The sequence below is a fragment of the Flavobacterium inviolabile genome, assembly GCF_013389455.1.
In the GTDB taxonomy this organism is placed as follows: domain Bacteria; phylum Bacteroidota; class Bacteroidia; order Flavobacteriales; family Flavobacteriaceae; genus Flavobacterium; species Flavobacterium inviolabile.
Genome location: NZ_CP058278.1, coordinates 1,303,443 through 1,326,549, shown reverse-complemented (window position 1 = coordinate 1,326,549; position 23,107 = coordinate 1,303,443). Strand labels below are relative to the sequence as shown.

Below are 23,107 nucleotides of genomic sequence, written 5' to 3'. Positions count from 1 at the left end.
ATTTCAAGTATTTTTATTTCATGCTATAGCTTTTCGGCTATTCTATTCTGTAGTTGCAATACTTCTGATTTTCTTCGAACGTTATTGTATCAGCAGCCCGCCCAGCACAAGGCCTACAGCAAAACCCGCCACACCAAACAACAGGCTTTTGCCGCTGCCGCCCTTATTCAGCCGGAGTTGTTCGTCTCTGATTTTCAACTGTTTTTCAGTCAGCAGCAGCGTTTCTCCATAAAGCTTGTTTTGTTGTGCCATATAGCTGATCAATACGTCTTTTTCTTTTTGGATTCCGATACAGTCCTCCAGATTCGTTTCTACTTTATTTTCCCTGAGCCGATCATAATCCGCCAGGTCAATCAGCACTTTTCTGGCCACTTCTTTCGAGATCACGACACTATCTTTCGGAATAGCGGTTTGTGAGCTGGCGTGCCAGGCTGTCAGCATCATCAGTATTACCAATGTTAATTTTGATTTGTTCATAACGCATATTGTTTTCTTTTGCCTTAGCAACCTGATCATAAAGCGATTTTTCTTTTTCAGCTATCACGGCGATTTTCTTTTCTTTCAAAAACGCTATGCTGTCTAATCGCATTAAGTGCTGTTCCTTCAGCAGTTCCAATTCCTCCATCTGTTCATCGAGAACGGCATTGAGTTCTTTTTTCAAAAAATACATTCGAATGTTCAGTACTAAGATTATAACAACCAGAACACCCAAAGCATAGCATAGCACCTTATCTCTCATTTTCCTTGTTTTTTATATCCATTCCTTACGCTAACGATTTCAGAATCGCGATGAGTTCTTGCTGAGGATGCACATCAGACTTGTCCGGCCTGAAAGAAACATGTCCCCATATTCCGCTTTCGCCGCTCAATGCTCTTTTGTTACATTCAAACATAACATCGCCTTTATAGTCCAGCGGGATTTCATATCGTTTGCCCCAATATTCCAGAAGTTCCTTTAAAGAGTCGAGCTGCGCCGGCGTGTATTTCTCAAAATACTGATAGCCCCGAAATCCTTTTTCATAATACACCACGTTTTCTTTCTTTACTTCCTGGCCTGAAAAGGAATAATACCGGGCATTTTTACTGGTCAATCCGCCCCAACTGTCAAGCTCCACTCCTATAAATTCTTTATTTCGCTGGGTATTTGAGGCCGGAAGACCGAATAGTTTAAAATGTTCTTGCTTTATTCCCAAGTGATGTGCCCAATATTGAGAAGAATATAACTGGTGTATCCCGCCATCTCTAGCGATGATTATAGGTGTGGCAACACGTTCCGCAGTGGATTTCCACCATTCGATATCGCCCGCGACCGAGTCGCCAGAGACGGTATGATGCAGCACAATTCCTTTTTTTTTTGTCATTTCCCTGTAATATTGATTTTCAGGGAAATCATGACTTATTGTTTTCATCTGTTTTGCCTTTTTAAGTTATTTTTCATCCTCCTCTTCTTTCTCTTTTGGTGCCTTGTCCGTATTGATCCCGTATGTCTTTTCGATATAAGCTTTTACCGCTTTGTCAATCCAGCTTGGGAGATTTGTTGTGATCATTTTCAAGAATTTATCATAGCCATAGCCAAGGACAAAAAGCATCCCGGTGGAATACCATTTGTCATTGACATTCGCTTTATGCATCACATAACTCATTGTAAAGCCTACGATTATCACAATCAATAAGGTTACGATATGTTCCCAAGGCTGTTTTTTTTCTTTATTCTGAATCGAAATCAATACCCTCAACAGTCCTCCTGAGAATGCGACTGCCGTTCCTATAAATAAGATCTTGAAGTTTTCTAAATTCATTATTCTTTATTTATCAGGTACATATTGTCTAAAAAGCTTTTGCTTTTTTTAATGTTTTGACTCTCATCCAGATAAGCGATATCATCAATAAGATCATCAATATCTTTTTCCGGTTCATCAAATACCCCTTTCTTTCTCTTTGTTGCTTTCTTTTTTCTTTTCATAATTATTAGTATTATACTTGTAGTTAGTGGTTTATCTGGATGCTAATCTGAAAGGGAATGCTTCCGAATGAAGACAAAAAGGTCTCCTGCCCTTTAAGTCAATGCTTAAAAAGCCTGTCATTTTTTGCTTTATTTTTTATTCTCTGAAGACGCCACTATACAATAGTCATTGCATCAGGTTTCTTTAAATACTGGCTTACGGGCCTGTTTCCCAGATATTAATGTGTGGCGTTGTTTCTTTTTTTAGAAAAGTTCTTAACTGTTTACGATATCCGATGCATAACGGCATGGTAATCTTTTATACTGACAGTTGCATTTAAATAGTCTTTTACCGTAGTTCCGGGCTTTATTCCCAACCTAACTCGGGAAAATCCGGTTCGTTTTTGTCCTGATAGAACCAGAACAGGTTCCATCCTTTATCAAGGCTTACAATCCTAGTAATCATTTTCATCATCAGTAAGGATATTATATATGGTACGTTCTGACAGAAACAGCATCTCTGTCAATTCAGTCACAATCACCTTCATCTGCTTGCTCTGGTTATGCGTTACGTAGTTCGTAACAAATTCTTTTCGCTTTTCAATTAATTCTTTACTTCTTCTCATCGGTTTGTTTTAAAAATTGGTTGTTTTAAAAATTGATTAAAAAATAAATCCAGCATTTGTTGTAGCTTTTCTTTACGCAAATAGTTCTGCAAAAAAAATAAAAAACGCACAATACCGCACTATGTTCGTATTTTTATTTTGTATTTTTGCAGTTTCCAAAAAGGAAATAAAACACTGTAATATAAGAGCGTCACTTGATTATACCAATACTAGCAACACTGTTAAATGTTGCATATATTTCGTATATTTGCATTAATCTCGATACGCTACACGACAAATATGCGAATTATGTTCGTGTTTACAAAACAAAAAAGAGTACAATTTGCGTTTTATTTTGTTTAATATTTATAAAAATCTCATTATGAATTATTTAGAGTTTAAAGAAATTCGAAAAAACTTAAACATGAAGCAATCTGAGCTGTCAAAATCTATTGGAGTTGGAATTAGAGCGATACAGTATTGGGAAAAAGGCGAACGAAAAATTCCTGAAACGACTGCCTTTTTCATGAAAAGCCTGTTAGCTAAAAAACAGAAACCAACTAATGAAAATGGATCTCCGGTTATTTTTTCCGAATTAAAGGTCATGAATGTGCCGCTTGTAAACCAATATGCACAAGCCGGTTACCTTAACGGTTTTGCCGATGAAGAATACACGGAAAGCCTTCCTACCATTCCCTTCACTGACGACGTAGAACACCGGGGCGAGTACATGTGCTTCGAAGTTAAAGGCGACAGTATGGATAACGGATCCTACGAGAGCTACCTGGAAGGCGACATTTTATTATGCAGGAATATCAGACAGGATTTCTGGATGAGCAAACTGCATTATAACAAGTGGGACTTTGTGATTATCCACAAGGAAAAAGGTATTTTGGTAAAACGGATCATCAATCACGATGTGGAAAACGGAATTATTACGCTGCATTCCTTAAATGACTATTACAATGATTTTGAAATCCATCTTAAGGATGTTGCCAAACTGTTTAACATCATTAGTACAAGACGCAAAAACAACCGGCGATAACAACAATCGCTTCCTGACCATTTGATCATGGTTTCTTTAAATTCTCAAAAAAACAAACAGAAACGTAGGGCCGGAAGGCCCGACGTTTTCTTGCCACTAAACAACCTCAACCTGCTTATCACGCTCGATTACTTTAACCGATTAAGCATTTAGCCTATGCCTGTGGCATTATTTCACTATGTACAGAATAGCCATTAGCAAAATAATCCAAAGTTCCGTTTACTTCCAGATTATACACTGTAAAATTCCCGCTTATAAAGTCGTCCGTTTGTAATGGTTCCGTTAGATCTCCAGCTTTCATAAGCATAATGTCTCCACTCAGCTGGCCAATCTGAAATGACGGCAGAATCGCTCTGGTCTTTTCCGGTTCATACGATCGCCAGCCAGATGTTGTTCGTACCGGATGTGCCCCCGTTATAAAGTGTACCTCCTCATTCAATCGGTACAGATTAACCTCCGCCTTATAATTAACAGATCTGATAACCGTCACGGAGCCCTTATAGGATTTTAACCGATCCCCTTTTTTGATTTCTTCAATATTTTTCAAGCTTCCATTTTCCATGGTTATCTTGGTTCCCGGCAAGAAGGAAGTCCCTCCCCGCGGTGATACCGGCTCCTGAACCTGCACTATAACGGTATGCACTTCCGTTGAATGATACCAACCCGCACTGCTGCTCAAAAGCACATCAATCTTTCTTTCCCCGGCATCAAGCGGCCCGAAATCCATCTCATTTACAGATGTAGTATTGACCCGCTCACCATCCAGGTACCACTCATATTGTAAGTCCTGAATATTGCTTGGATTATTCGTCACAGCCCTAACATTCACAATATCATTGGTACTTGGTTCCGATGGCGTTACAATCAAATTTGTAATACTCACCTGCGTTTTCACATCAAACACAAGGGTAGCGGACCCTTCTAAATTATTAGAATCTTTAACCGTTAACTTCACCGTAAAGACTCCGGCATAAGGGAAAGTTGCTCCAACCGGATTGCTGGTACCTGAGATAATCACATTAGGATCATCGCACGACCATATATAACCGGAATCCGGAATTGTACCTGTTCCAGGCGTTACTTCTCTGTAAATTTTTGACTGGTGCCTCCCCGGTACATACAAGTCCGTAGGTATAGCACTAAGCGCCACCGTTGGAGGAGTATTATTATTTGTTGGTTGCGACACATACCAATTGGTAAGCGTTACCATCTGAGAACAGCCGTTTCCTGCTGTAACCAGGACATTTACCGGGTTTCTTCTAACTTTACCTTTAGCAAAGTATATATTTTTAACATTACCCGCATCATCCGGTTTAACAGAAACATAGCTTCCATTACCCAGGAAATCCCATTTATAATCATATTCCACTCCATTCTGATTCGAAACCTTAAACGTCACAACTGTTTGCGTTGAATCGCCTTCAGGATAATCAAATTTGACCGCATTGATTGTTACGGCAGGTATTGGTAAAACTCTGACCTTACAATTGGTTGGTTTTCCGTTTACTGTAAAACTGATCTCCTGATTCAGTAATGCCGGTTCAACCAAGTCCGGATCAAACAAATATTGTCCGTTGATCTTTGTAACACCTGCAAGGAGTACATTGCCAGCAGCTGCTTTTACTTCTCCATTTGGCGGATTTACGGTAAAAACCATCGGTTTTCCATTTTTACAAACGGTCTGAGACGGAAGGCTTAACGAAATAGGTGTTTTTGGTGTACAACAAATGTAAGGCAGGGCAAAATCGGCAATTACATAAGGATCACTTTCCGATTTGTAAACCACGACAAAAGTACCTCCTTTATGAACTCCATGTTTATGTTCCAATGCCGGGTTTTTCCCAACATAATCGGCAAAATCAGCCTTATAGAAATCCTTATTATTAAGTAGTTGTGTCAGAGATACCGACATTACTTCAAAGCCTAACTGCTTCGCGTTTTTTATTGTCTGAATCGCATCGATCACTTCATGATAATCACCTCCCTGATGTCCTTCGATAAGATAATAAGGCATTTTATCGATGTTGTAATCGAGCGGCATTTGCACGTTAAGCGCTGTTGAAAGATTCGATTTATTATAATTTAAATTCGTATCGAAAGCCCTGTTACTTGTTTTATCAAAATTCCAAAGGCGTAAAAATTCTTCCGAAGTTTCATAATAAAACGGAATGGATCGGTCTCCTAACGAACTTTTATTCATTGACGGCGTAATGACAACTCCGGTACCAATATTGGTCGGATTTCTAAACGCAAGGATCAATTGATTAAAGCGTTCGATTAATGTTCTAACCCTTAATGTCTTTTTTTCGCTGTCTAAAACAGGCGAATTATAAAAGTTATGTCTGGTATAATCGTATCCGGCTATTGGCAGCAATTTCCCAAGTATGACATGCTTTGGAAAAGAAGCTACATCGGGCAGCGATTTCGTAAAGGAACCCGGTAGTAATTTGACGATTTCGGCAAACGTTTCCACTAAGTCTTTAAGGACATCATAGGCATACTGAAAATTATTACTCTGATTGGCAAGCTGGTTTAGCGTACTCACAAAGTTGGCCCGATTGATCAACGGGATGTTCATTTTTTCCGAAATAAAATCAATATTCGAAAACATCCAACCGTAATCATTTTCCGTTACAATATTTTTATATGCCTGTTTTAATTGTTCCGGTGTTCCCAGTTGTGGTGTTAAAATAACACGTTTTAATTTTCTGGCTGTGGTTACGTTACCCGAGATCATACGTTCCGGAAAAACGTTATCCTTAGCCAGAATCCGGTCGGCACTACTATGTGTCGTAACCAACACTTTCAGGTTTCGAATTTGCTGGATTCCGTGATTATCACAATCCACACCGCGACATGGTTTTACTTCTTTTTCATAACTTTCAAGATAAAGCAGTAAGTATTTGTCATCAAAATCGCCAAGTGTTGCCAACGGCTGAAAATTTGTTGTAGCTTCTTCGGCTGTTGCCAGTTCCCAAAGTTGTACGTTCTGCACTCCTAAATTGGTATGAAAAGGCGGATACATTGCTTTACTATTGTCATAAACCCTCCAATGTGTGTATTCTTTATCGGATATGTTTATGTTTTTTAGTTCGCCCATATAGGCGTCGCCACTTAAATCCTGGATTTTGCTTTTCTTGTTTAACGTAAGCAAATCTCCATCTGTAGTGATTGCAACACCTTGCGAAAGCTTTATTTTGGTAAGCAGGTTATTTTCGTAAATCGGTTGTGGTTCTAAACCACACACAATCCCTACGCCTTCCAGCATAACCCGGGACAAGCGGTCCTGATCTTCAAAAAAATCCAGGAACTCGTTGAATTGCAAATCCTCTACTCTTTGCCCTTTACTAAATTTTCGGTATTGGGTTGCTATGTTATTTAATTGATAATTGTAATTCATTTTTAATAATTTAAATGGTTTAGCAGCTTTTCACAGGAAGCCATACTGCGGTTATTTTGCATTCCGTTACCGTATCAAGTCCCGCAGTATCTGTCCTGATTGTGTTCAAGCATGACGCGTTTTATAAATCCTTTAAAGATGTCATTACTTACAACTTTTGCATCCACACCCCGTATCTACATGAGCTGTTTTTTTCTCCAACGTTCCCAAATAGTCCTTGTATTTTGCTATAAAAGCATCGGCAGATTCAGTCATAATAATCCTATCTTCTACGGTATCAAAACAAAAAAGAACCTCTTCATTATTCATTACCATGATTTGTTTTATATCGATAACGGCATCGCTTGTAGTAAGCAAACTATCAACTTCAATGACAGTTCCGTCTTTTTCATATCGTTCGATCAGTTTCATATTATTTCTTTATTTCTCCTGTACAAGGGTTAATAGTCAAGAAGTTATTTTTCGGACAACCATTATAAATTACCGCACCATCTAATTTTAATGTAGTCCATGCTACACCGCTGTGACAAGAACTGTCTGCACAAACCAATGAGAACGAAATGAATCCGTCGTTAGGCTGGTTTGCCGCAACAATGGCCTGTGCCTCTGTTGCCGAAATGCTATAGGTCCACTTACGCGATCTTCCGGAAGTTTCTCCATCGCCATAAGCCTGTCCCGGCTGAAGTGCTGCACTACCATTATTTAAGTTCACAATGTTACTACCATTAGTGGCATTGCCAAGTGGTATCGAATTTGCCAATAACTTGAATCGGGCCGAGTTACAAGCGTGTCCACCCGGACAAGGTCCTTTGGTATCGTGATACTGAATCGTGACTTCCAGACCGGATAAACATTTCACGGTTGTTTGTCCTGTTATTACAATCGGTTTAAGATCATATTTTTTAGAACAACTGTTCGTGTTCGAAATTGTAATCGTTGGTCTGAAAGTATCTTCCTGACCTGCAACAAGCTTGTACGTATTCTTGATTTTACCATCTAATGGCACTGTACCCGAAGCTTTTTTACCATCGCCAAAATCCATCATATAGGTCAGATTTGCAAGCGCTCCGGTAACTGTAAATGTTACCTCTGCATCCGGAAGATCCGGAACTTCACCGTGAATCGGTTCAGAAGCGGTTACCGTTACATTTGGCAGTGCATGCACGATCATTTTTGCATCCACAGGATCGTCGTTAACGGTAAAGGTGATTGTTTTACCTAAATCGGCCGCTGCCACAAGGCCCGGATCGAAGAAATTCTGACCTGCAGTTTTACTAACGACTTTCACTTCCCGACCTGCAATATTCGCTTTGATGTCGCCATCCAAAGGAATAATCGTAAACGGAATCTTCGCATCATTCTGACATAATTTAGCCGTAGGCAATGCCATAAATACCGGATCTTTTTTGGAACAACACAGGTAAGGCAATGCAAAATCGGCTAAAACGGTATTGTGTTCTTCCGATCTGTAAATCAGATACAAAGTCCCGCCAACCGGTACACCGCCATCATGCTCCAATCCTGATTTCAGGTCAAGGAAATCGCCTAAAAATTCGGTGTCTACCTTTTCTTCTTTGGCCGTTTGTGTTACAATGGAAATCCCCGAATCAGCAATCGCTTTAAAATCGATCGTATTTAATAATTTCAATTGATTATCCAAGCCGGATATTGTTCGCAAGGTTTGCTGTGCATTAACCTGATTACTAATATCACTGGAAATAGCCACTAATTGTGCTCTCAGATCTTTGATTGATATGGTTGTCAACTCTGGTCCCACTGGCAAAACAGGTGTTTCTGGTACAGCCGTTACGTCGCCCGGTGTAACTACGGCAGCAATACCCGCAGCGGCAGCAGCGGCAGTAGCAACAGTAGCTGTAGCAGCAGTAGCCGTTGTAATGGTTCCGCTAAGCGCTCGGGAGGTACTTTTCTCCAGGGATAATCCGGAAACTTTAAATGCCAATCCATATCTATCCCTAAGGGCATTAATATTTTGCATTGCAATGGTATACGGCATCCCGACAAAGCCTTCAATTTTATAAAAATCGTTGTGGTCCATATTGTACAGCAACGGATTCCGAATAAAATCGTCGGTTGCCAGATTGGCTTTATGGTAACTTAAGTTATAGGTTTCCTTATAATTTTTCGTTTTTTCGAAATTCCATTTTTCTAACAGATCCAGATCTACATTATAATAAAACGGAATGGCTTTTTCACTTAGCGCAACACCTATGTTAGACGGTGTGATAACGATCGGCCCTTTAAACGATTGGAATTTTTTAAGTTTTAGCGTAAAACGGTTCGCCAATGAAATCAATTTTTCTTTGTTTTCATCTTCATGGGTATTGATTGGCGCACTATAAAAATCATGACGGTATGACGTATGATCTCCCTGATTTAGCGGAGCGCCAAGAGGTCCTAACAAAAGGTGCTTTTGAAACGCGTTAATATCCGGACAACATTCGGATTTAAGGTGCAATACCAATCCTTTGATCTCGTTGTATGTATCCACTAAATCTTTTAACAGGTCATAGCGATACTGATAATCGTATGAAGCCGTATTTAATGCCTGATCCAGTTTATCTCTCAGGTTTAATCCACCAAAGTCCATGGTAATATCAAACATATCCGCAATGAGATTAAAACTAAAATCCAAATCGGTAATCAGTGTACCACTCTGAATGGCATTCTGGAATTTTGTACGTAACGCCAATTCCGTTGTCACATTTCTATCCAGAATTACCCTTGGAACTTCAACGTTTCTTAACTGTTCATAAAGTAATTCGTAGTTATTGTACTGTTGATAAATACTGTCATATCCATTACTGTTAAGTGCATAGAAATCCATGTCGCTTCTGTTCGCCAAAAGCACTTTAAGATCAGACACCTGTTCTGCTCCATTATTGTCGCAATCGACATCCTGACAAGGTGATTCTTCATTAGAATAGCTTTCCAGATATAGAATTACGATTTTATTGCGCACTTCCTGTTGCAGCGCTGATACAGGACGAAAGGAATCGGCTATGGCTCCTTTTGCTATCAGATCCTCATAGTCGGCCTGGGTAAACAATTCCAATAGCGGCATTTGTGTATTTCCGCTATAGAAATGCGGATATTTGTAGGGATCCAAATAGGCTCTATAGTATGCATATTTTGTTTCGGCATCGTCTATTTTAACCTCTTTAGATTTAGATCCGGGAATATTTTTACGCAACGTAATCAGGTCTCCATCTGTGGTAACACCCACACCTTGCGAAATTGTAATAAATTGAAATTGCTGCTGATACTGCTGCTGGTCTGGGTTTACGACTGCGATTCGTGCCGCAGTATTCGCCATAAAGCCGGTTTCAAAACCGCAACCGACTCCAACACCATTTAGCCTGGTTCTTGATAAACGATCCTGATCTTCAAAATAATCAATAAATTCATTCAATTGCCCTTCGGTTAACGCCTGATTTACGTTGAACTTTCTATACTGGGTCGTGATATTATCTAATTTAGTGTTCATTCTTTTTCTGTTTTATATGTTTGATTGTCCTAGTATGATTTTTCCATCCAGACTGTCGTTATCGTCCACGGCACAGTCTAACAGCCTTCCCGGCTTATAGATATTATTTAAGTTGGTTAGTGCATCCAGTAACGCTTTGGTACTGCTTCCCAAACTGCTAATATTATTTCGTGCTTTATCGAGAAGGAATTTTTTATAGGTTCTTTCGAAATCCGACAGATCACCCATCGCGGTTTCGACCTCACCCTGTCTGTCACCAACCCAACAAATTTTTGCTAAAACGTGTGCCGGAAGTTCTTGTCGGATAACCGTTTCGGCATAACGTCTGAAATCATAATCTGAAAAACGATATGCATATCCGGAAAGCACTACGCTGACACGGTAGGAATACGGATCAAAAATATCGTTCTCACAACCATCTTCGCAGGTAGTCATAAAGGCATCCGGATCGGCAGCTCCAGAGCCGCCATCGCCATCATACATCACGATAAAAGTGTCTTCAATAGCCATACAACCGATACCGCCCATCAAATCATAATTTTTAACCGATGGTTTTAACAACATGTGTTCTACCAGGAAAAGCCCTTCTTCGGTGAAGCGATATTTGAAATAATCTACCAGATTAAGGATTCCCTCTTTTAAGGCATCCTGTGACGTATACGGATTTGTTTTCTTATGGGATGCGATAACTACAGCCGCTTCGGAATCGTCTACAATTTCCAGATAGAAATTTTCCATCTCCGATTTACGGATGATGATGTTTCCAATACGTTCGTTTCCATTAAAAGTGGTTTCCAGCTTGTTTTCAAGATCTTCCTGATCAATCTGAATGACCTGATAAACGGCTTCGTTTAACGTTTGTGTAGCGCCATACTCAATCTTGAAGCTTTTAACACCACTCAGAATAATGGCATTGTCGGCATCCTTAATACGCCATTTAAAGGCCGGGGCTCCGCTTTCTGTGATTTCGATAATCTGAACAGGCGAATTGGACACATTTCGGTGCTTGTAATCTTTCATTCCCAACAATCGCGCAATTCTTTTTTGTACTCCGGAAACGTTACTGGTATTCCACAAATCGGTATCGGCAGTCAGGGTATAATTATGCCCCAATCCTCTATCGGTACTCAATGTGCTGTACTCGCTCAGGAAAACTTCTTTGTTTCGCAATACAATTTCATCGGTAGACACTCCGTAAAGTGTTTTCATCAGGAAGGTATAATCGCTGAATGTTTCTGCAAACCGGGCAGTCAGGTGATCCAGAATCTTGTTTCTTCGTTCTACACTATTGTCCAGTTCTTCATATAAAGCATCGGTAAGCTTATCGTCGTCGTTAGTTACATAATTCTTTACCAGATTTTCAAAACCATTGATTCCTTTAAGCGCCTGTGTAAAATAGGTTCTTTTCAGCGTACCGTTAACACTCAATATTTCTTTTACTTTTTCAAGATGTTTGAAATAACTGGCCAGTACTTTATCGAAAAACAGCAAATACCCTTGTAACTGCTTGGCAAGCGCTTCTCTTTCCACACCCGGATTTCCAATAATTCCGGATGTTCCCACACCATAGGTATCCGGGAATTCATTTAAAATAGAGGCATAATTTCCCAAGTCATAGGCCGTTCCTGTAGGGATTTCCAATGTTTTGTTTAACCGCGCATCTACTCTAAGTGCTTCCTGCTCCTCACGGAATGTTTTCTGGTATTCGGCTACTTTTTTACGATTGATATTTAACGGTAGCGATCCTTTGGAATAGCTAAAAGAACTTAGATCACACAATACCGGTTTTTTTCCTTCTCCGATACAGATCACCCATTCATCACTTTGTTGTAAAGTACCGTCACATCCGGCGATAGAAATTTCTTTAATTTCCTGAACGCCTTCAACCTTCATAATCTCACTGATAATATCGGACAGCCGTACTTCTTTTCTTAGCTGACTGTTTTTAAGTTCTTCCGTATCGATAAAACCATTATCCAAAAGCGGTCCGTCAAAAATCTGATCGGTCGTATATCCTTTGTCCAGCATTTGCTTTAAGGAATAGAAGTGCACTTCCGGCGACAGGTAATTGTTAATGCTTCGCAACACTTTTGCGTGTACGAGTTCTTCGTCGGCTTTGTTTGTAACACCAATCCGGGCACAAACCGCAATACTTTGCGTTTCAACTTCCCTGATGTCTACTAAATCCTCACAAAGGCTTCTGTTTGCATGATAACGTTCCAGAATTTTTATTCTGGTGTTCGATCTGTCGCAAACATCGGTTGCGTCTTCTCCTTCAAGGTCATCACCATATTCTACATAAAGATCATAAAGTCCTTTTACGTCGAAGCTTTTTGTTTCAGTTACGCCTAAATCGTTCGGGTTTAACGCCAGTTTTGTTGACTTACAATCGGCATAAACCAATTCTACTCTAGGACGCCACCAGCAGTTTTTTACAGCTCTGCTACTGCCCGATTTTAAACCAACATCGATAAATAATTTTCGGTAATCCAGCTCATTCAATGGTCTTGACGGCAGAATTTCGGTAGCTTTAATAAATTGGTTTTCAATATTTTTATCCGGATCTTCAGAAGATAAAATATCTTCCGTATTAAGGTTCATTCGCATGCCCAGATCGGTAATGGCATAACTTAACACTTCCAAAGTAGTGATCCCAGGATCATGAGAATTATAATCTGTCCAGAGTTTACTACCCAGTTCTTCTATGTATTTAATACCTGTCTTTCGTAGAAACTGAAAATCTAACTGGTCTTCCGTTTCAACTTTTTTAGGTATACTAATATGACTATTTTCTGACATAATTATCTGTTTTTTATCTATTTGTTTTGTTTAAATACATACCTGTTTTGCAATAGTCACAGCATGTTGTTTTGCGGATACTAATATGGATTTCGGATCTACTTCGATTAAATATTTCGTCTGTATTTCACCATTAATCATTACCTGTAAACTGTCGATATAGTCAACATAATAAAGTTGCTCCAAATAATTAATCAACTGATTTACATTGAGTTTCATATTAAAAGAAACTACGTCAGAATCTCCGAAAGCCCAGGGCGATATAAATTTTTTAATATCTTCGTCCAGTTGCTTGCTATAAAATGCCTCATCATATTCGTTAAAGAATTTCGCTTCTATTTCTACAGTGGCTTCCTGATAGTTTGGATTGATAACATGGGTTTTAACATGCATTGAATTTAATCCATTAACATAGTTTTGAATCTTGTTCAAACTGGCACGACTTATTCGTGGCTGGTAAATGTCGAATGCATTTTTATTTTTGGTATTCGGAATCACAACCAGTGTCACATGACCAGGAGCCATAAATGATTTTTCGGAAGTATGGTTCAAACATTTCACCATAAAAACGTCTGGGAATTCCTGCAAAACAAGTTGCTCATAATCCCATTGTGTAATCGCTCTGTTTTTGTGTCGTAATCGTTCGCTAACACGTCTGTAGAAAGCCGCATCGGTTTCCTTATATTTTCCGTCGAAAGAATTATAGGGCTGACTTACCGATTTGATCTGCGGTACTCTTGTAATTAGTTTTGCGATGGTTCCCGCTTCCAGTCCGTGATCCAGGTGGGTCAAATCATTGTCCTGATTCTGAAAAGTAGCCAGAACAGCTTGTGTATAAATTCCCTGAATTTTACATACGGCGTCATAGCTTGTTTTTGTTTTAGCTCTGATCCATATCCCTTTTTTCTCAAATAAGGTTGTGTTTATATCAATATCCTTCGGAATCTTAAATTTCAGGATTCCGGATTCCAGGAATCGTTTCGTTTCGTTTGTCAGGATATTGTTTCTAAGACTTATCCATGTATTCTTAGAAAGAATATCCCATTCAATATTTTCATTGTTCTCAAAGGTATCGGCCAAAGTGTTTTCACTTCCTTCCAAAGCCTGGATTAGCAAGGATACCGTTTCACTTGGATTGGCATCCAGGCAGATAAACAATTCGCCTCCAGCTTCGTGAATCGGTACAATACTATTGGCGGACATTTCTTTTTCAACCTGACCAAATGCATCTTCATAAAACAATGTTACTTCTTTGTTCTTTGCTGATTTTACACTGTTTGCCAGAATACTTCGGCTCGGAGAAATGCTTTCAATGTTTAATGATTTTACATTCTTTGCCAGAATATTTTGGTTCGCAAAAGCGCTTTTTGTATTTAATGCTTTTACATTCTTTACCAGAATATTTCGGCCCGTATAAGCACTTTCTGAAGCCGAATAGTTCAATTCGACATTTTCGGTCACTGGGATATACGGTTCATTCGGGATCAGGATGTTTGTTTCGCCGCTGGTTAATGCCAGTGTGTATAATTTTGGATAGACATCCTGTAATGCCGATTGTTTTAAGGTTAATCGGATCGACTCGGAAGTTCCCGCAACAGGACTGGCGTTTTTGATCGAAAAATACGTTTGATAACCGGTTTCCGTTTTTTGGTACAACTGGATGTCTGTCGCTTTTATAGCCCATCCTTCTTTTTCTAAAAGAGAAGCATTCGCTTTAAAATGATCGTCCTGAACAACAACAGAACTCTTCATTTTAGCAGCGCTAAAAGTATTTTTCGAAACAACAACATTGGGCTTAATCGTATAGCCTTCATAAAGATCTTTTATCGATGTTGGTGTGTTTTTCCAATTGATTGTAATGGATGCTTTATCCCATTTTTTAGCAAACATCTCCGGATATTTAATATAAAAATTAGATCCTGTTACCGGTTGTCCTGTAAATGGGAAATAATCTTTTTCCGGATTTAGCGTACTGCTATCGTTTTCAATCAAAATGGATTTTACTCCTTTTACATCAACGGCAATGTCTACATTCTGGATTTCTTTTTCCGCCAGTGCCTCATAAAGTTCATAGTACTTGTTTCCTTCGATCATAAATCGTGCAATGGCAAAATTGGTCAGGAATGTTCCGCCCAATACTTCTTTATTGTAGTTTACTACGGCCGGGAAATTCTTCGTCAGCGTAAAGGATAACTGTAGACTTTTAGCATCGTTGTTAAGACATTTTATTGCACTACCAGACACCCATTCTTTTTCACCACTGTAAAACAATTTGATATTGTTTTCGATTTCATTAGGCTTTAAAGCCGCTAATCTTGAGGTTCCGTTATTTCGGAAGCTGATCGTAACGGTTACGGTACGTTCGCCTTCTTTTAAGCTTAGCAATGAGGAAGCGATTGAAAAGCCCAGTTTGGCGTTTTCAAGTTCTTTAAAGTCCGATTTTTCCGGCTTGGATTCGTCCGAATTGTATCCGAAAGGCCACCAATAATTACTGGTTTCCGTTAGTTTTTCGGCTATTCCGTCTAAGGTATTAACCGCACGGGCTATTTTTAGTTCTTTTTTTGTTTTATCGTTTAAAAAGCTTTTCAGTCCGACCACTTTTGCCTGGCTGGCAATAAGTTCTTTTTCGGTTTTAAAAACACGTTTTTTACCTGTTGCATCTTTTTTAGCGTCAAGTAAGGTACCTTCCGGTACTCTTTCCTGGATTGCTTTTTTGGCTAATTCGAAAATCACATAAACCTTATCCGATTTGGCATCTTGTTTTTCGATCTGAAGAATTTCATTGTAATAGAAATCCAGATGTCTTTGGGTAAGGTTATTAAGTGCCTTTTTCGAAAAATCCATCAACTTAATAAAGCAGATAAATAAAGTCAGGTGAGGCGTAAGACTTCCGTCTTTCTCAAATTGAGCGACAAGTTCTGTAACCTCTTTTTTCAGGCTTTTGTAAGCAACACTTTCCCTACGCGGAATGGAATAATCATCGGCACCTAAAAAAAAGCCTTCCCAGCTTCCGTTAGGTGTTGTTGCATCATTTTTATCAAAATAATTTACATGATTGGCAAAATTGTTTGCAAAGAGTAGCCAATCAAACAAATCGAAATCGTGCAATTCAAGATTACTGGGATCAAGTTCTGTTAAAAAGCGTTGCATTTGTGATTTTCCGTCACGATAATGCGAAAATGTATCTATTTTTTTCATTTGTTTATATTTAATTTTCTATGGTCAGCTGCAATACTTGATGTAAACTATTCTGGCAAAATCGAATCGGGTTACAGTAATTACAAGTCGTTTAGATTGCTGTGGCTTCTCCTTTATAGAAAGGGAAAACAACATTGCTTCTCGTATTGGTATTTCTTACTTCATAATCGATATGTATCAACACCTGTCCTTCCAGTTCTTCTGTAGTATCAATTTCAATACTGATAATATTGATCCGGGGTTCGTGGTACAAGATGGCGCGTTCAATAATACCTTTCATTTGTGTGATTAGTGTTAGTTCCAGGGGCTTAAAAAGCATTTCCTGTAAATCACAGCCATAGTTTGGAAACATGACACGTTCTCCTGGTCGCGTAGACAAAAGGATTATTAAACTGTTATTGATATCTTCAACATCAGTAGTCATCGTCACGCTTCCTTCTGCTTTATTAAACTCAGGCGGAAAGCTCCAACCTATTCCTAAAAAATCTGTATTTATTTTCATACTGTTCTTTATATTTTTTTTATTGTAATAGTTTATCGGTAATATGATGCCTTTGTTTACCGCGGTGTGGTTATGGATGTTTCAGTTTTCAGGCCAGGCCGAATACGGGTAGCAAAGCCATTACTGAGTTTAAATATCATTGTGCAGCATTATCCACCAATTAACACGGTGGGCAGACCAGCCGATATGACACCTCCATGTGCTGTGGTATCGCCTTGTCTTGCTGCCGGTTTTCCGCCTATTAAAACGGTCGATGATCCGGCGGCTATCGTATCGGGTGGACCGGTACAGATTGCTTTGTCGCCTACTCTTGCTGCGGGCATTCCGCCAATTAATACTGTCGGTTCGCCGGCCGGCAATATAGGTCCGCCTACATGAGGTACATTTCCGGTAACCATCGGGCAGGTATGCATATCTGTAATTCGTGCTGCTGGTTTCATATATTGTTATTTATAATTTTTTCAGATCGTAAGGCGTCGCTTCCTTTGCATTTCTTTTTTCGTCATCGCGATCCTTATCGCTTTTTAGTTGATTTTTACCTGAGAGCCTTTAACTACGGTTACTGCTCCTGAGGACACTTCCGAACCGGAGCTTCCTTCGGCTTTAAACTGTGCGCTGGCTTTCAGTTTTACATTGGTTCCTTCGATGCTGACATCTCCGGAGGCTTTAATTTTAATATCTCCCGCACTTTCCATCGTAATACCATCACTTTTAAAGGTGAGTATGTTCGAATGTTCATCTTCAATCTTTATAATATCGGCATCTTCGTCTAAAATCACTTTCTTACCAGCCGGTGTTTCAAGTGTGTAGGAAATTTTATCATCATTGAAAATCATTTTCATTTCACTTCGGGTCACGAATCCTTTTTCATGATTGTCATCGGTGGCTGTTATCGGTGCCGGTTTGGCACTGCTGTGCAACATTCCCAGTACTACGGCATCGTTCGGATCGTCGTTTATGAAACCAATAATAACCTCATCGCCAATTTCCGGTCTGAAAAAAGAGCCTCTGTTTTCTCCGGCATCAAGTGTTGCTACACGACACCAGATTCCTTCTTCTTCATTGTTAATAATTGGTATTTGTACCAGGATTCGATCTTCTCCATCCGGATCCGATTCCAATTGTGATACCACTCCAACATGCAAACCGCTAATGGCCGGCATGATTCCGGATCCCGGCATTTCGCTCACTTCATAGGTTTCTGAGAACCACGTTGGTGTTAATCCAAATTGTGCGGTCACCAACCAGTTTCCTTCTGCAACTTCATGGCGTACGCCTGTGACATAAATGGTACCGTTAAATCGGTTTCCTAAGCCTTCTAATTTTAATAAAACGCCTGGTTTTACTTTTGAAATCCCCTGAAACTTTACTGTTCCGCGTGTTTTCGCTAATTGCTGAAAAACGGCTTTGGCATCGCCCCAGTCCTGTAGTTCTTCCTGGGTTATCTTACCTCCGTGTCGCAACTGCAGGTCTTCAATTCCGAAAACAGCAGCCAGATCACCTGGCGAAAGGTCACCATTGAGTGCAATTGCAGGATCCTGCGCTTCTGCTTCTACGATTTCCTGATCGGTATAACTCCACGAAGTAGCCGTGATTTTACTAAACTGATTTCTGGCGTCGATTTCTCCGTCAAATTCATGAACAGAAGAACCAAAGGCTACGGTTTCTACCGTTTCGCCGCTCACTTTCGGTTTGGCTACTTTGATGGTGCCGTCGTCTACAAAACAAAGTTTCCCATTGGCCTGTGCCCGGGTTACCATAAAATCCCAATCGGAGGCACGGTATTGCACCAATTCCTTATGTGATTTTGCTGTAGCTTCAACATCGGCAGTAGCACCACTATTTCCGATCAGCTCTTCGATAATATCGCTGTCCTTACTTTCGTAGAAATACTTGCTTTTTCTTCCCAAAGTCATCTTGACGGCTTTGTCTTTACACTCCACAATCAGGTAAGTCGATCCGTTTTTAACTTTTAAGTTATGTTTTACCACAACTCCTTTAAAAAGGGTGTCTTCTTTGGAATGGTATCCAACCGTAATTTCAATTTCCTTTCCCGGAATCAGTAAATTTTCACTACTTAGTTTAAAATTCTGATCCGGAGCACTTCCATCTAAAATAACAATGCGGGCATGTGGAATCCTGTTCACTTCTTTTTCTACCACAATACTTTTTACGCCGTATTGAACGGGCAGTTCTGTGCCTCCGGACATCACTTTATAGGTTACCAGGTCGGGAGTTTTTGCTGTTTGTATGTAGCCGCTATTATTCATCTTATGATATTTTTGCTATAGGTGGAAAGAATAATTCTTGTCCGGGAGTTAATTGCCTGAAATCGATAATACCGTTTACTTTGGCGACTTCTAAATAGTATTTGGAATCGCCATAAATTCTTTCGGTCATCAAAGGCAGTGTGTCACCATCTACTACCGTTCGTTTATGGGTAAGATCGGGCGAGTTTAGTTTATCTGTTTTTGCAGCGAGTTCCGGGCTAATGGATTCTGTAAATTTTGCTTTTCCGATTGCCCGTAACGGTTTTCCTTCATTATTGAATAATTTATATTCGATGGTAAACTCCGACAGAAATCCCAGAAATTCAAAATCACCCCAGTTTATAATAACATTATAGGGTTTGTGAATCCTTCCTTCAAGTTGCCCTGTAGCCTTATAAAAATCTTTTATCTGTTTTGACACTGCAGCCGCTGCGAATGCTGATCCCTGACCCGCTTTTTGCGCCGCGCTACTAAGTGCTTTAGTTACGGCATTTGCTTCTGATACTCCTGTGCCATCAAAAAGAAAATCTAATTGTAAATCAGACGGAACCGAATTGGTATATTTCAAATCTGCTTTAGAAGTACCCATTGCCTGATCTGAAGCAAAATTTGATTTATAGGTCATGGAAAAACCCGCAGGATTGATAAACGCTTTAAAAGCCCCCATTAAGATCCTGGTTTCATAGTTTGAATCTTTATAGGTTCCAATCGTTAATTTTTGAATTGATCCTCCCATTATCTTTCTTTTTTACGTTGTTCAATAGTTACTATTTGTTCTACGCTTTCGCTGATTGCCCGCATGATTCCTTCCTTGTCTACCGATGTGGCAGTTGTTGTACCGGATGCATTTTCGTCCACATTTATCTTAATATGGAGTTCTTTTATTTCTATTGGCATTTCGTTTGCTTTTAATGGATTAGTAAACGCTTTAAATACTGACAATAAGCACTTTAAAGCGCTATTTATTAAAAAACCAAACACATAAAGCGTCCGTTCAGGTTGATTTTAACAATCAAACTGTCGCCTTTTTTTAAAAGATTTAGTTAAGATTTTACCTTTAACTAATACACTTTATGTGTTTAGTTTTGCTATTCAAATTACAAGCTTAGACCGCTTGCTTAAGGTATTGTGTAATATCTATATTTGAGTTCTATTGTTTCAATAGCCAGTTTGCTTTCTTCGGCGTTAAATTCGGACACATCCCATTTTACCGGATATGCGCCTACAACATTCCAAGACATCGATGGTGCTGTTGAATCTGTTCCACCTGAAAGCGTAATGACTAAATCTTTGGGGGCGAACTCGAATCGTTCCATGGCAGCTCTACACCATTCAATCAATCCGGAGTCTTCTACAAGCCCACGCTTTAAAACTAAATTAGGGTATTTTGGACGCAGTGGAAGTTGATGAACAAATCGGTTCTCACCTCCTTCTGCATACTCCTCAGTTCCAATTTCTGTAGATAATCCAGATACAGATTGAAATCTGGAGTCAATACCCTCTGATGCTACTCCGCTAACTGTAAACGAAAAGCTTGTTGGAGGATATAAGCCTGCCATGACTAGTTATTTTCAATAGTTAATCCTTCGTGAGCGATCTCTAAAGTTTCAATAGCAACTTCACTTGCATCGGCTTTCAAATCGGTAGCCTGTAATTTAACAGGGAATGCGTTTTTCACTTTCCAGGTAATTGCCGGTGCTCCGGTTTCGTCTAAAAGTGAAATCGTAACCGAACGACGCTCTACTGTATTCAGGTTGATGGTGTTTAACCAGGTAAAGTACTCGTTATCTCCTTTGAAAGAACCACGTTTTAATGTGATGTTTGAGAATTTTCTAAGTCCCGGCATTTTGATTTTACTGAAGTCCGGGCTGGCTCCGTGTCTGTATTCCGTAACGTCTGTTTCAACTTGCATTCCGGTAACTTCCGTGAAACCTAATTTTGTTCCACCCCAATCAACTTCGAAGGAAAACTTTGCTAATGGATATTCATTCATAATTTTTGTATTTAATTGTTATCTATTTTTTATGCTTCTTGTAATTTGTGTGAAAAGCGTAACACGATAAATTCTGCAGGACGAACTGCCGCCATACCGATTTCAACGATCATTCTACCTTCTAAAATATCCTGAGCCGACATAGTTTCGTTTAAACCAACGCTCACGTAGTAGGCTTGTTCCGGAGTACTTCCGGCTAAGGCACCACTCATCCATTGCTGGTTAAGGAAATTTTCGATCATCGCTTTTACACGTGTCCATGTTTTAGCATCGTTAGCATCAAATACAAAACGTTCTGTAGCGTTTTTAACTGATTCTTCAACCATGTTAAAGAAACGACGTACGGATACATATCTCCATTCGTTGCTGTTTCCGTCTAAAGTTCTGGCACCCCAAACTAAAGTACCTTTACCGGTGAATGTACGGATTGCATTGATTGATTTTCCAGCTTTAGCATCAACGTTTAAGCTTTCCTGTTGTTTATGAGAAATTTTCTCAACCGGAGCAACTACATAGTTAAGACCAATGTTTGCCGGTGCTTTCCATACTCCGGAAGTACTGTCAACTTTTGCATAAACTCCGGCCATTGTTGAAGACGGTGCCAAAACAACACGTTTTGCAGCAATATCTTTTTTCGCCGAGTTGTAACAAGCCGAGTTGTATGTTTTTAAAGCGTCCAATTTTGTTGGAGCTCCTACAACAGCTTCTAAAGTATTTCCTACTGTTTTTTTGTAGCTGGTAATAGCAATATCTGCATCATTATAGCTATATGTCAAAATTGTTTCCAAGTTCGGGTGGTAGGCAGCTCCATATTTTAAACCGGTTGCTTCCACTCCTTCTCTGAAGGCATCAACACCACCAATAGTATCCATAATCACAAAACGGTCACCCATTTTTTCTGCATGGTTTAATGAACTCTTGTATAATGAGTGTGCATTAGGTACTGTTAAAGCTTCTGCATCCGGATACACGATTAGTGTTGGCTCATCTTCTTTTTCTAATAATTCCAACGCTGCTACTAACTTATCGAAATCTACTGCATTTACACCTGTAGTATAACCCCCTACAGAAACGATATAACAAGGACCACCGCCATTTGCAAAATACATTTGCAATGCATAGTACATTTTGAATTTGCTAATTTTAGCTTCATCAATTGTAACAGTAGCCACATCGTCTGCAATGCTAATTTTAAAAGTGTCTTTTTCTAAATCGGCGCCTCCAAAAAGTGTAACATACTCCATTAAGGAAGAAATTCTTGTTGGCTCATCTTTTGGTCCTTTTTGAGTATATCCAATAAAAGCCGGAATAGCTGTTTCTACTTGTGCCACTGATGGTGGGAATTTTACAATTTCCTCTACGTAAACCCCTGGTGTTTTGTAATTCATGTGTTTTAATTTAAAAGTTATTTATTAATTGTTTTCGATTGTTAATCCTTCGTGAGCGATTTCTAAAGTTTCAATAGCCACTTCACTTGCATCGGCTTTCAAATCGGTAGCCTGTAATTTAACAGGGAATGCGTTTTTCACTTTCCAGGTAATTGCCGGTGCTCCCGTTTCGTCTAAAAGTGAAATTGTAACCGAACGACGCTCTACTGTATTCAGGTTGATACTGTTTAACCAGGTAAAATACTCGTTGTCTCCTTTGAAAGAACCACGTTTTAACGTGATGTTCGAGAATTTTCTAAGTCCGGGCATTTTGATTTTACTGAAGTCCGGGCTGGCTCCGTGTCTGTATTCCGTAACGTCAGTTTCAATCTGCATTCCGGTAACCTCCGTGAAACCTAATTTTGTTCCACCCCAATCAACTTCGAAGGAAAACTTCGCTAATGGATATTCATTCATAATT

General features: G+C 39.5%; 20 protein-coding genes. 1 reads left to right on the top strand and 19 read right to left on the bottom strand.

Features of this window, described 5'->3' with window-relative positions; translation table 11 throughout:
• Positions 1–81: 81 nt before the first annotated feature.
• From HW120_RS05810 to HW120_RS05790, 5 genes are read right to left on the bottom strand one after another with little or no spacing between them, the layout of a single operon-like run.
• A complete protein-coding gene (locus tag HW120_RS05810) occupies positions 82–477 on the bottom strand; it encodes a hypothetical protein (protein ID WP_177731899.1) in 396 nt (131 codons plus the stop codon).
• Complete coding sequence (locus HW120_RS05805; RefSeq protein WP_177731896.1) at positions 392–739, bottom strand: hypothetical protein; 348 nt, start codon at positions 737–739, stop codon at positions 392–394. The genes HW120_RS05810 and HW120_RS05805 overlap by 86 nt, the downstream gene beginning before the upstream one ends.
• A 25-nt stretch (positions 740–764) precedes the next feature.
• The gene (locus tag HW120_RS05800) at positions 765–1,409 is read right to left on the bottom strand and encodes an N-acetylmuramoyl-L-alanine amidase (protein WP_177731893.1); all 645 of its coding nucleotides are present in this window, start codon (positions 1,407–1,409) and stop codon (positions 765–767) included.
• Between the two features lie 18 nt (positions 1,410–1,427).
• A complete protein-coding gene (locus tag HW120_RS05795; RefSeq protein ID WP_177731890.1) occupies positions 1,428–1,799 on the bottom strand; it encodes a hypothetical protein in 372 nt (123 codons plus the stop codon).
• Positions 1,799–1,963 (bottom strand): hypothetical protein, encoded by a 165-nt coding sequence (locus HW120_RS05790; RefSeq protein ID WP_177731887.1) that lies wholly within the window; start codon positions 1,961–1,963, stop codon positions 1,799–1,801. Before HW120_RS05790 ends, HW120_RS05795 begins: the two co-directional genes overlap by 1 nt.
• Positions 1,964–2,929: 966 nt before the next feature.
• Here HW120_RS05790 and HW120_RS05785 point away from each other — a divergent pair.
• Positions 2,930–3,592 carry a LexA family transcriptional regulator gene (locus HW120_RS05785; protein WP_262888437.1) on the top strand — a complete coding sequence of 221 codons (663 nt, stop codon included), beginning with the start codon at positions 2,930–2,932 and terminating at the stop codon, positions 3,590–3,592.
• Positions 3,593–3,746: 154 nt separating this feature from the next.
• On the opposite strand, the gene HW120_RS05780 is transcribed toward HW120_RS05785, so the two are convergent.
• The 14 genes from HW120_RS05780 to HW120_RS05715 form a co-directional block, all read right to left on the bottom strand.
• Positions 3,747–6,992 carry a Hint domain-containing protein gene (locus HW120_RS05780; RefSeq protein WP_177731881.1) on the bottom strand — a complete coding sequence of 1,082 codons (3,246 nt, stop codon included), beginning with the start codon at positions 6,990–6,992 and terminating at the stop codon, positions 3,747–3,749.
• A gap of 144 nt (positions 6,993–7,136) precedes the next feature.
• On the bottom strand, positions 7,137–7,403 hold the full coding sequence (locus tag HW120_RS05775) for a hypothetical protein (RefSeq protein ID WP_177731877.1): 267 nt from the start codon (positions 7,401–7,403) through the stop codon (positions 7,137–7,139).
• A gap of 1 nt (position 7,404) precedes the next feature.
• On the bottom strand, positions 7,405–10,497 hold the full coding sequence (locus HW120_RS05770) for a hypothetical protein (RefSeq protein WP_177731874.1): 3,093 nt from the start codon (positions 10,495–10,497) through the stop codon (positions 7,405–7,407).
• A 12-nt stretch (positions 10,498–10,509) separates the two neighbouring features.
• Positions 10,510–13,296 carry a hypothetical protein gene (locus HW120_RS05765; RefSeq protein ID WP_177731871.1) on the bottom strand — a complete coding sequence of 929 codons (2,787 nt, stop codon included), beginning with the start codon at positions 13,294–13,296 and terminating at the stop codon, positions 10,510–10,512.
• Positions 13,297–13,326: 30 nt separating this feature from the next.
• A complete protein-coding gene (locus HW120_RS05760; protein ID WP_177731868.1) occupies positions 13,327–16,494 on the bottom strand; it encodes a baseplate J/gp47 family protein in 3,168 nt (1,055 codons plus the stop codon).
• A gap of 91 nt (positions 16,495–16,585) precedes the next feature.
• Positions 16,586–16,996, bottom strand: a complete 411-nt coding sequence (locus HW120_RS05755; RefSeq protein WP_177731865.1) for a GPW/gp25 family protein — start codon at positions 16,994–16,996, stop codon at positions 16,586–16,588.
• 149 nt (positions 16,997–17,145) lie between these two features.
• Positions 17,146–17,436, bottom strand: a complete 291-nt coding sequence (locus tag HW120_RS05750) for a PAAR domain-containing protein (protein ID WP_177731862.1) — start codon at positions 17,434–17,436, stop codon at positions 17,146–17,148.
• An 84-nt stretch (positions 17,437–17,520) separates the two neighbouring features.
• Positions 17,521–19,266 carry a type VI secretion system tip protein VgrG gene (gene vgrG / locus HW120_RS05745; protein ID WP_177731859.1) on the bottom strand — a complete coding sequence of 582 codons (1,746 nt, stop codon included), beginning with the start codon at positions 19,264–19,266 and terminating at the stop codon, positions 17,521–17,523.
• 1 nt (position 19,267) lies between these two features.
• Positions 19,268–20,002 carry a CIS tube protein gene (locus HW120_RS05740; RefSeq protein ID WP_177731856.1) on the bottom strand — a complete coding sequence of 245 codons (735 nt, stop codon included), beginning with the start codon at positions 20,000–20,002 and terminating at the stop codon, positions 19,268–19,270.
• Positions 20,002–20,163 carry a DUF5908 family protein gene (locus tag HW120_RS05735; protein ID WP_177731853.1) on the bottom strand — a complete coding sequence of 54 codons (162 nt, stop codon included), beginning with the start codon at positions 20,161–20,163 and terminating at the stop codon, positions 20,002–20,004. Before HW120_RS05735 ends, HW120_RS05740 begins: the two co-directional genes overlap by 1 nt.
• Before the next feature lie 221 nt (positions 20,164–20,384).
• Positions 20,385–20,825 (bottom strand): phage tail protein, encoded by a 441-nt coding sequence (locus HW120_RS05730; protein ID WP_177731850.1) that lies wholly within the window; start codon positions 20,823–20,825, stop codon positions 20,385–20,387.
• A 2-nt stretch (positions 20,826–20,827) separates the two neighbouring features.
• Positions 20,828–21,259 (bottom strand): phage tail protein, encoded by a 432-nt coding sequence (locus tag HW120_RS05725; protein WP_177731847.1) that lies wholly within the window; start codon positions 21,257–21,259, stop codon positions 20,828–20,830.
• Between the two features lie 29 nt (positions 21,260–21,288).
• The gene (locus HW120_RS05720) at positions 21,289–22,647 is read right to left on the bottom strand and encodes a phage tail sheath family protein (protein ID WP_177731844.1); all 1,359 of its coding nucleotides are present in this window, start codon (positions 22,645–22,647) and stop codon (positions 21,289–21,291) included.
• Positions 22,648–22,671: 24 nt separating this feature from the next.
• The gene (locus HW120_RS05715; RefSeq protein ID WP_177731842.1) at positions 22,672–23,103 is read right to left on the bottom strand and encodes a phage tail protein; all 432 of its coding nucleotides are present in this window, start codon (positions 23,101–23,103) and stop codon (positions 22,672–22,674) included.
• Positions 23,104–23,107: the final 4 nt, after the last annotated feature.

Excerpts from the sequence above, each read along its gene's own strand:
- HW120_RS05730 (WP_177731850.1), bottom strand. The coding sequence starts at position 20,825 with ATGGCAGGCTTATATCCTCCAACAAGCTTTTCGTTTACAGTTAGCGGA.
- HW120_RS05715 (WP_177731842.1), bottom strand. The coding sequence starts at position 23,103 with ATGAATGAATATCCATTAGCGAAGTTTTCCTTCGAAGTTGATTGGGGT.
- HW120_RS05790 (WP_177731887.1), bottom strand. The coding sequence starts at position 1,963 with ATGAAAAGAAAAAAGAAAGCAACAAAGAGAAAGAAAGGGGTATTTGAT.
- HW120_RS05765 (WP_177731871.1), bottom strand. The coding sequence starts at position 13,296 with ATGTCAGAAAATAGTCATATTAGTATACCTAAAAAAGTTGAAACGGAA.
- HW120_RS05775 (WP_177731877.1), bottom strand. The coding sequence starts at position 7,403 with ATGAAACTGATCGAACGATATGAAAAAGACGGAACTGTCATTGAAGTT.
- HW120_RS05780 (WP_177731881.1), bottom strand. The coding sequence starts at position 6,992 with ATGAATTACAATTATCAATTAAATAACATAGCAACCCAATACCGAAAA.
- HW120_RS05755 (WP_177731865.1), bottom strand. The coding sequence starts at position 16,996 with ATGAAAATAAATACAGATTTTTTAGGAATAGGTTGGAGCTTTCCGCCT.
- HW120_RS05795 (WP_177731890.1), bottom strand. The coding sequence starts at position 1,799 with ATGAATTTAGAAAACTTCAAGATCTTATTTATAGGAACGGCAGTCGCA.
- HW120_RS05770 (WP_177731874.1), bottom strand. The coding sequence starts at position 10,497 with ATGAACACTAAATTAGATAATATCACGACCCAGTATAGAAAGTTCAAC.
- HW120_RS05760 (WP_177731868.1), bottom strand. The coding sequence starts at position 16,494 with ATGAAAAAAATAGATACATTTTCGCATTATCGTGACGGAAAATCACAA.
- HW120_RS05735 (WP_177731853.1), bottom strand. The coding sequence starts at position 20,163 with ATGCCAATAGAAATAAAAGAACTCCATATTAAGATAAATGTGGACGAA.
- HW120_RS05810 (WP_177731899.1), bottom strand. The coding sequence starts at position 477 with ATGAACAAATCAAAATTAACATTGGTAATACTGATGATGCTGACAGCC.
- HW120_RS05800 (WP_177731893.1), bottom strand. The coding sequence starts at position 1,409 with ATGAAAACAATAAGTCATGATTTCCCTGAAAATCAATATTACAGGGAA.
- HW120_RS05785 (WP_262888437.1), top strand. The coding sequence starts at position 2,930 with ATGAATTATTTAGAGTTTAAAGAAATTCGAAAAAACTTAAACATGAAG.
- HW120_RS05805 (WP_177731896.1), bottom strand. The coding sequence starts at position 739 with ATGAGAGATAAGGTGCTATGCTATGCTTTGGGTGTTCTGGTTGTTATA.
- HW120_RS05725 (WP_177731847.1), bottom strand. The coding sequence starts at position 21,259 with ATGAATGAATATCCATTAGCAAAGTTTTCCTTCGAAGTTGATTGGGGT.
- HW120_RS05750 (WP_177731862.1), bottom strand. The coding sequence starts at position 17,436 with ATGAAACCAGCAGCACGAATTACAGATATGCATACCTGCCCGATGGTT.
- HW120_RS05740 (WP_177731856.1), bottom strand. The coding sequence starts at position 20,002 with ATGGGAGGATCAATTCAAAAATTAACGATTGGAACCTATAAAGATTCA.
- vgrG (WP_177731859.1), bottom strand. The coding sequence starts at position 19,266 with ATGAATAATAGCGGCTACATACAAACAGCAAAAACTCCCGACCTGGTA.
- HW120_RS05720 (WP_177731844.1), bottom strand. The coding sequence starts at position 22,647 with ATGAATTACAAAACACCAGGGGTTTACGTAGAGGAAATTGTAAAATTC.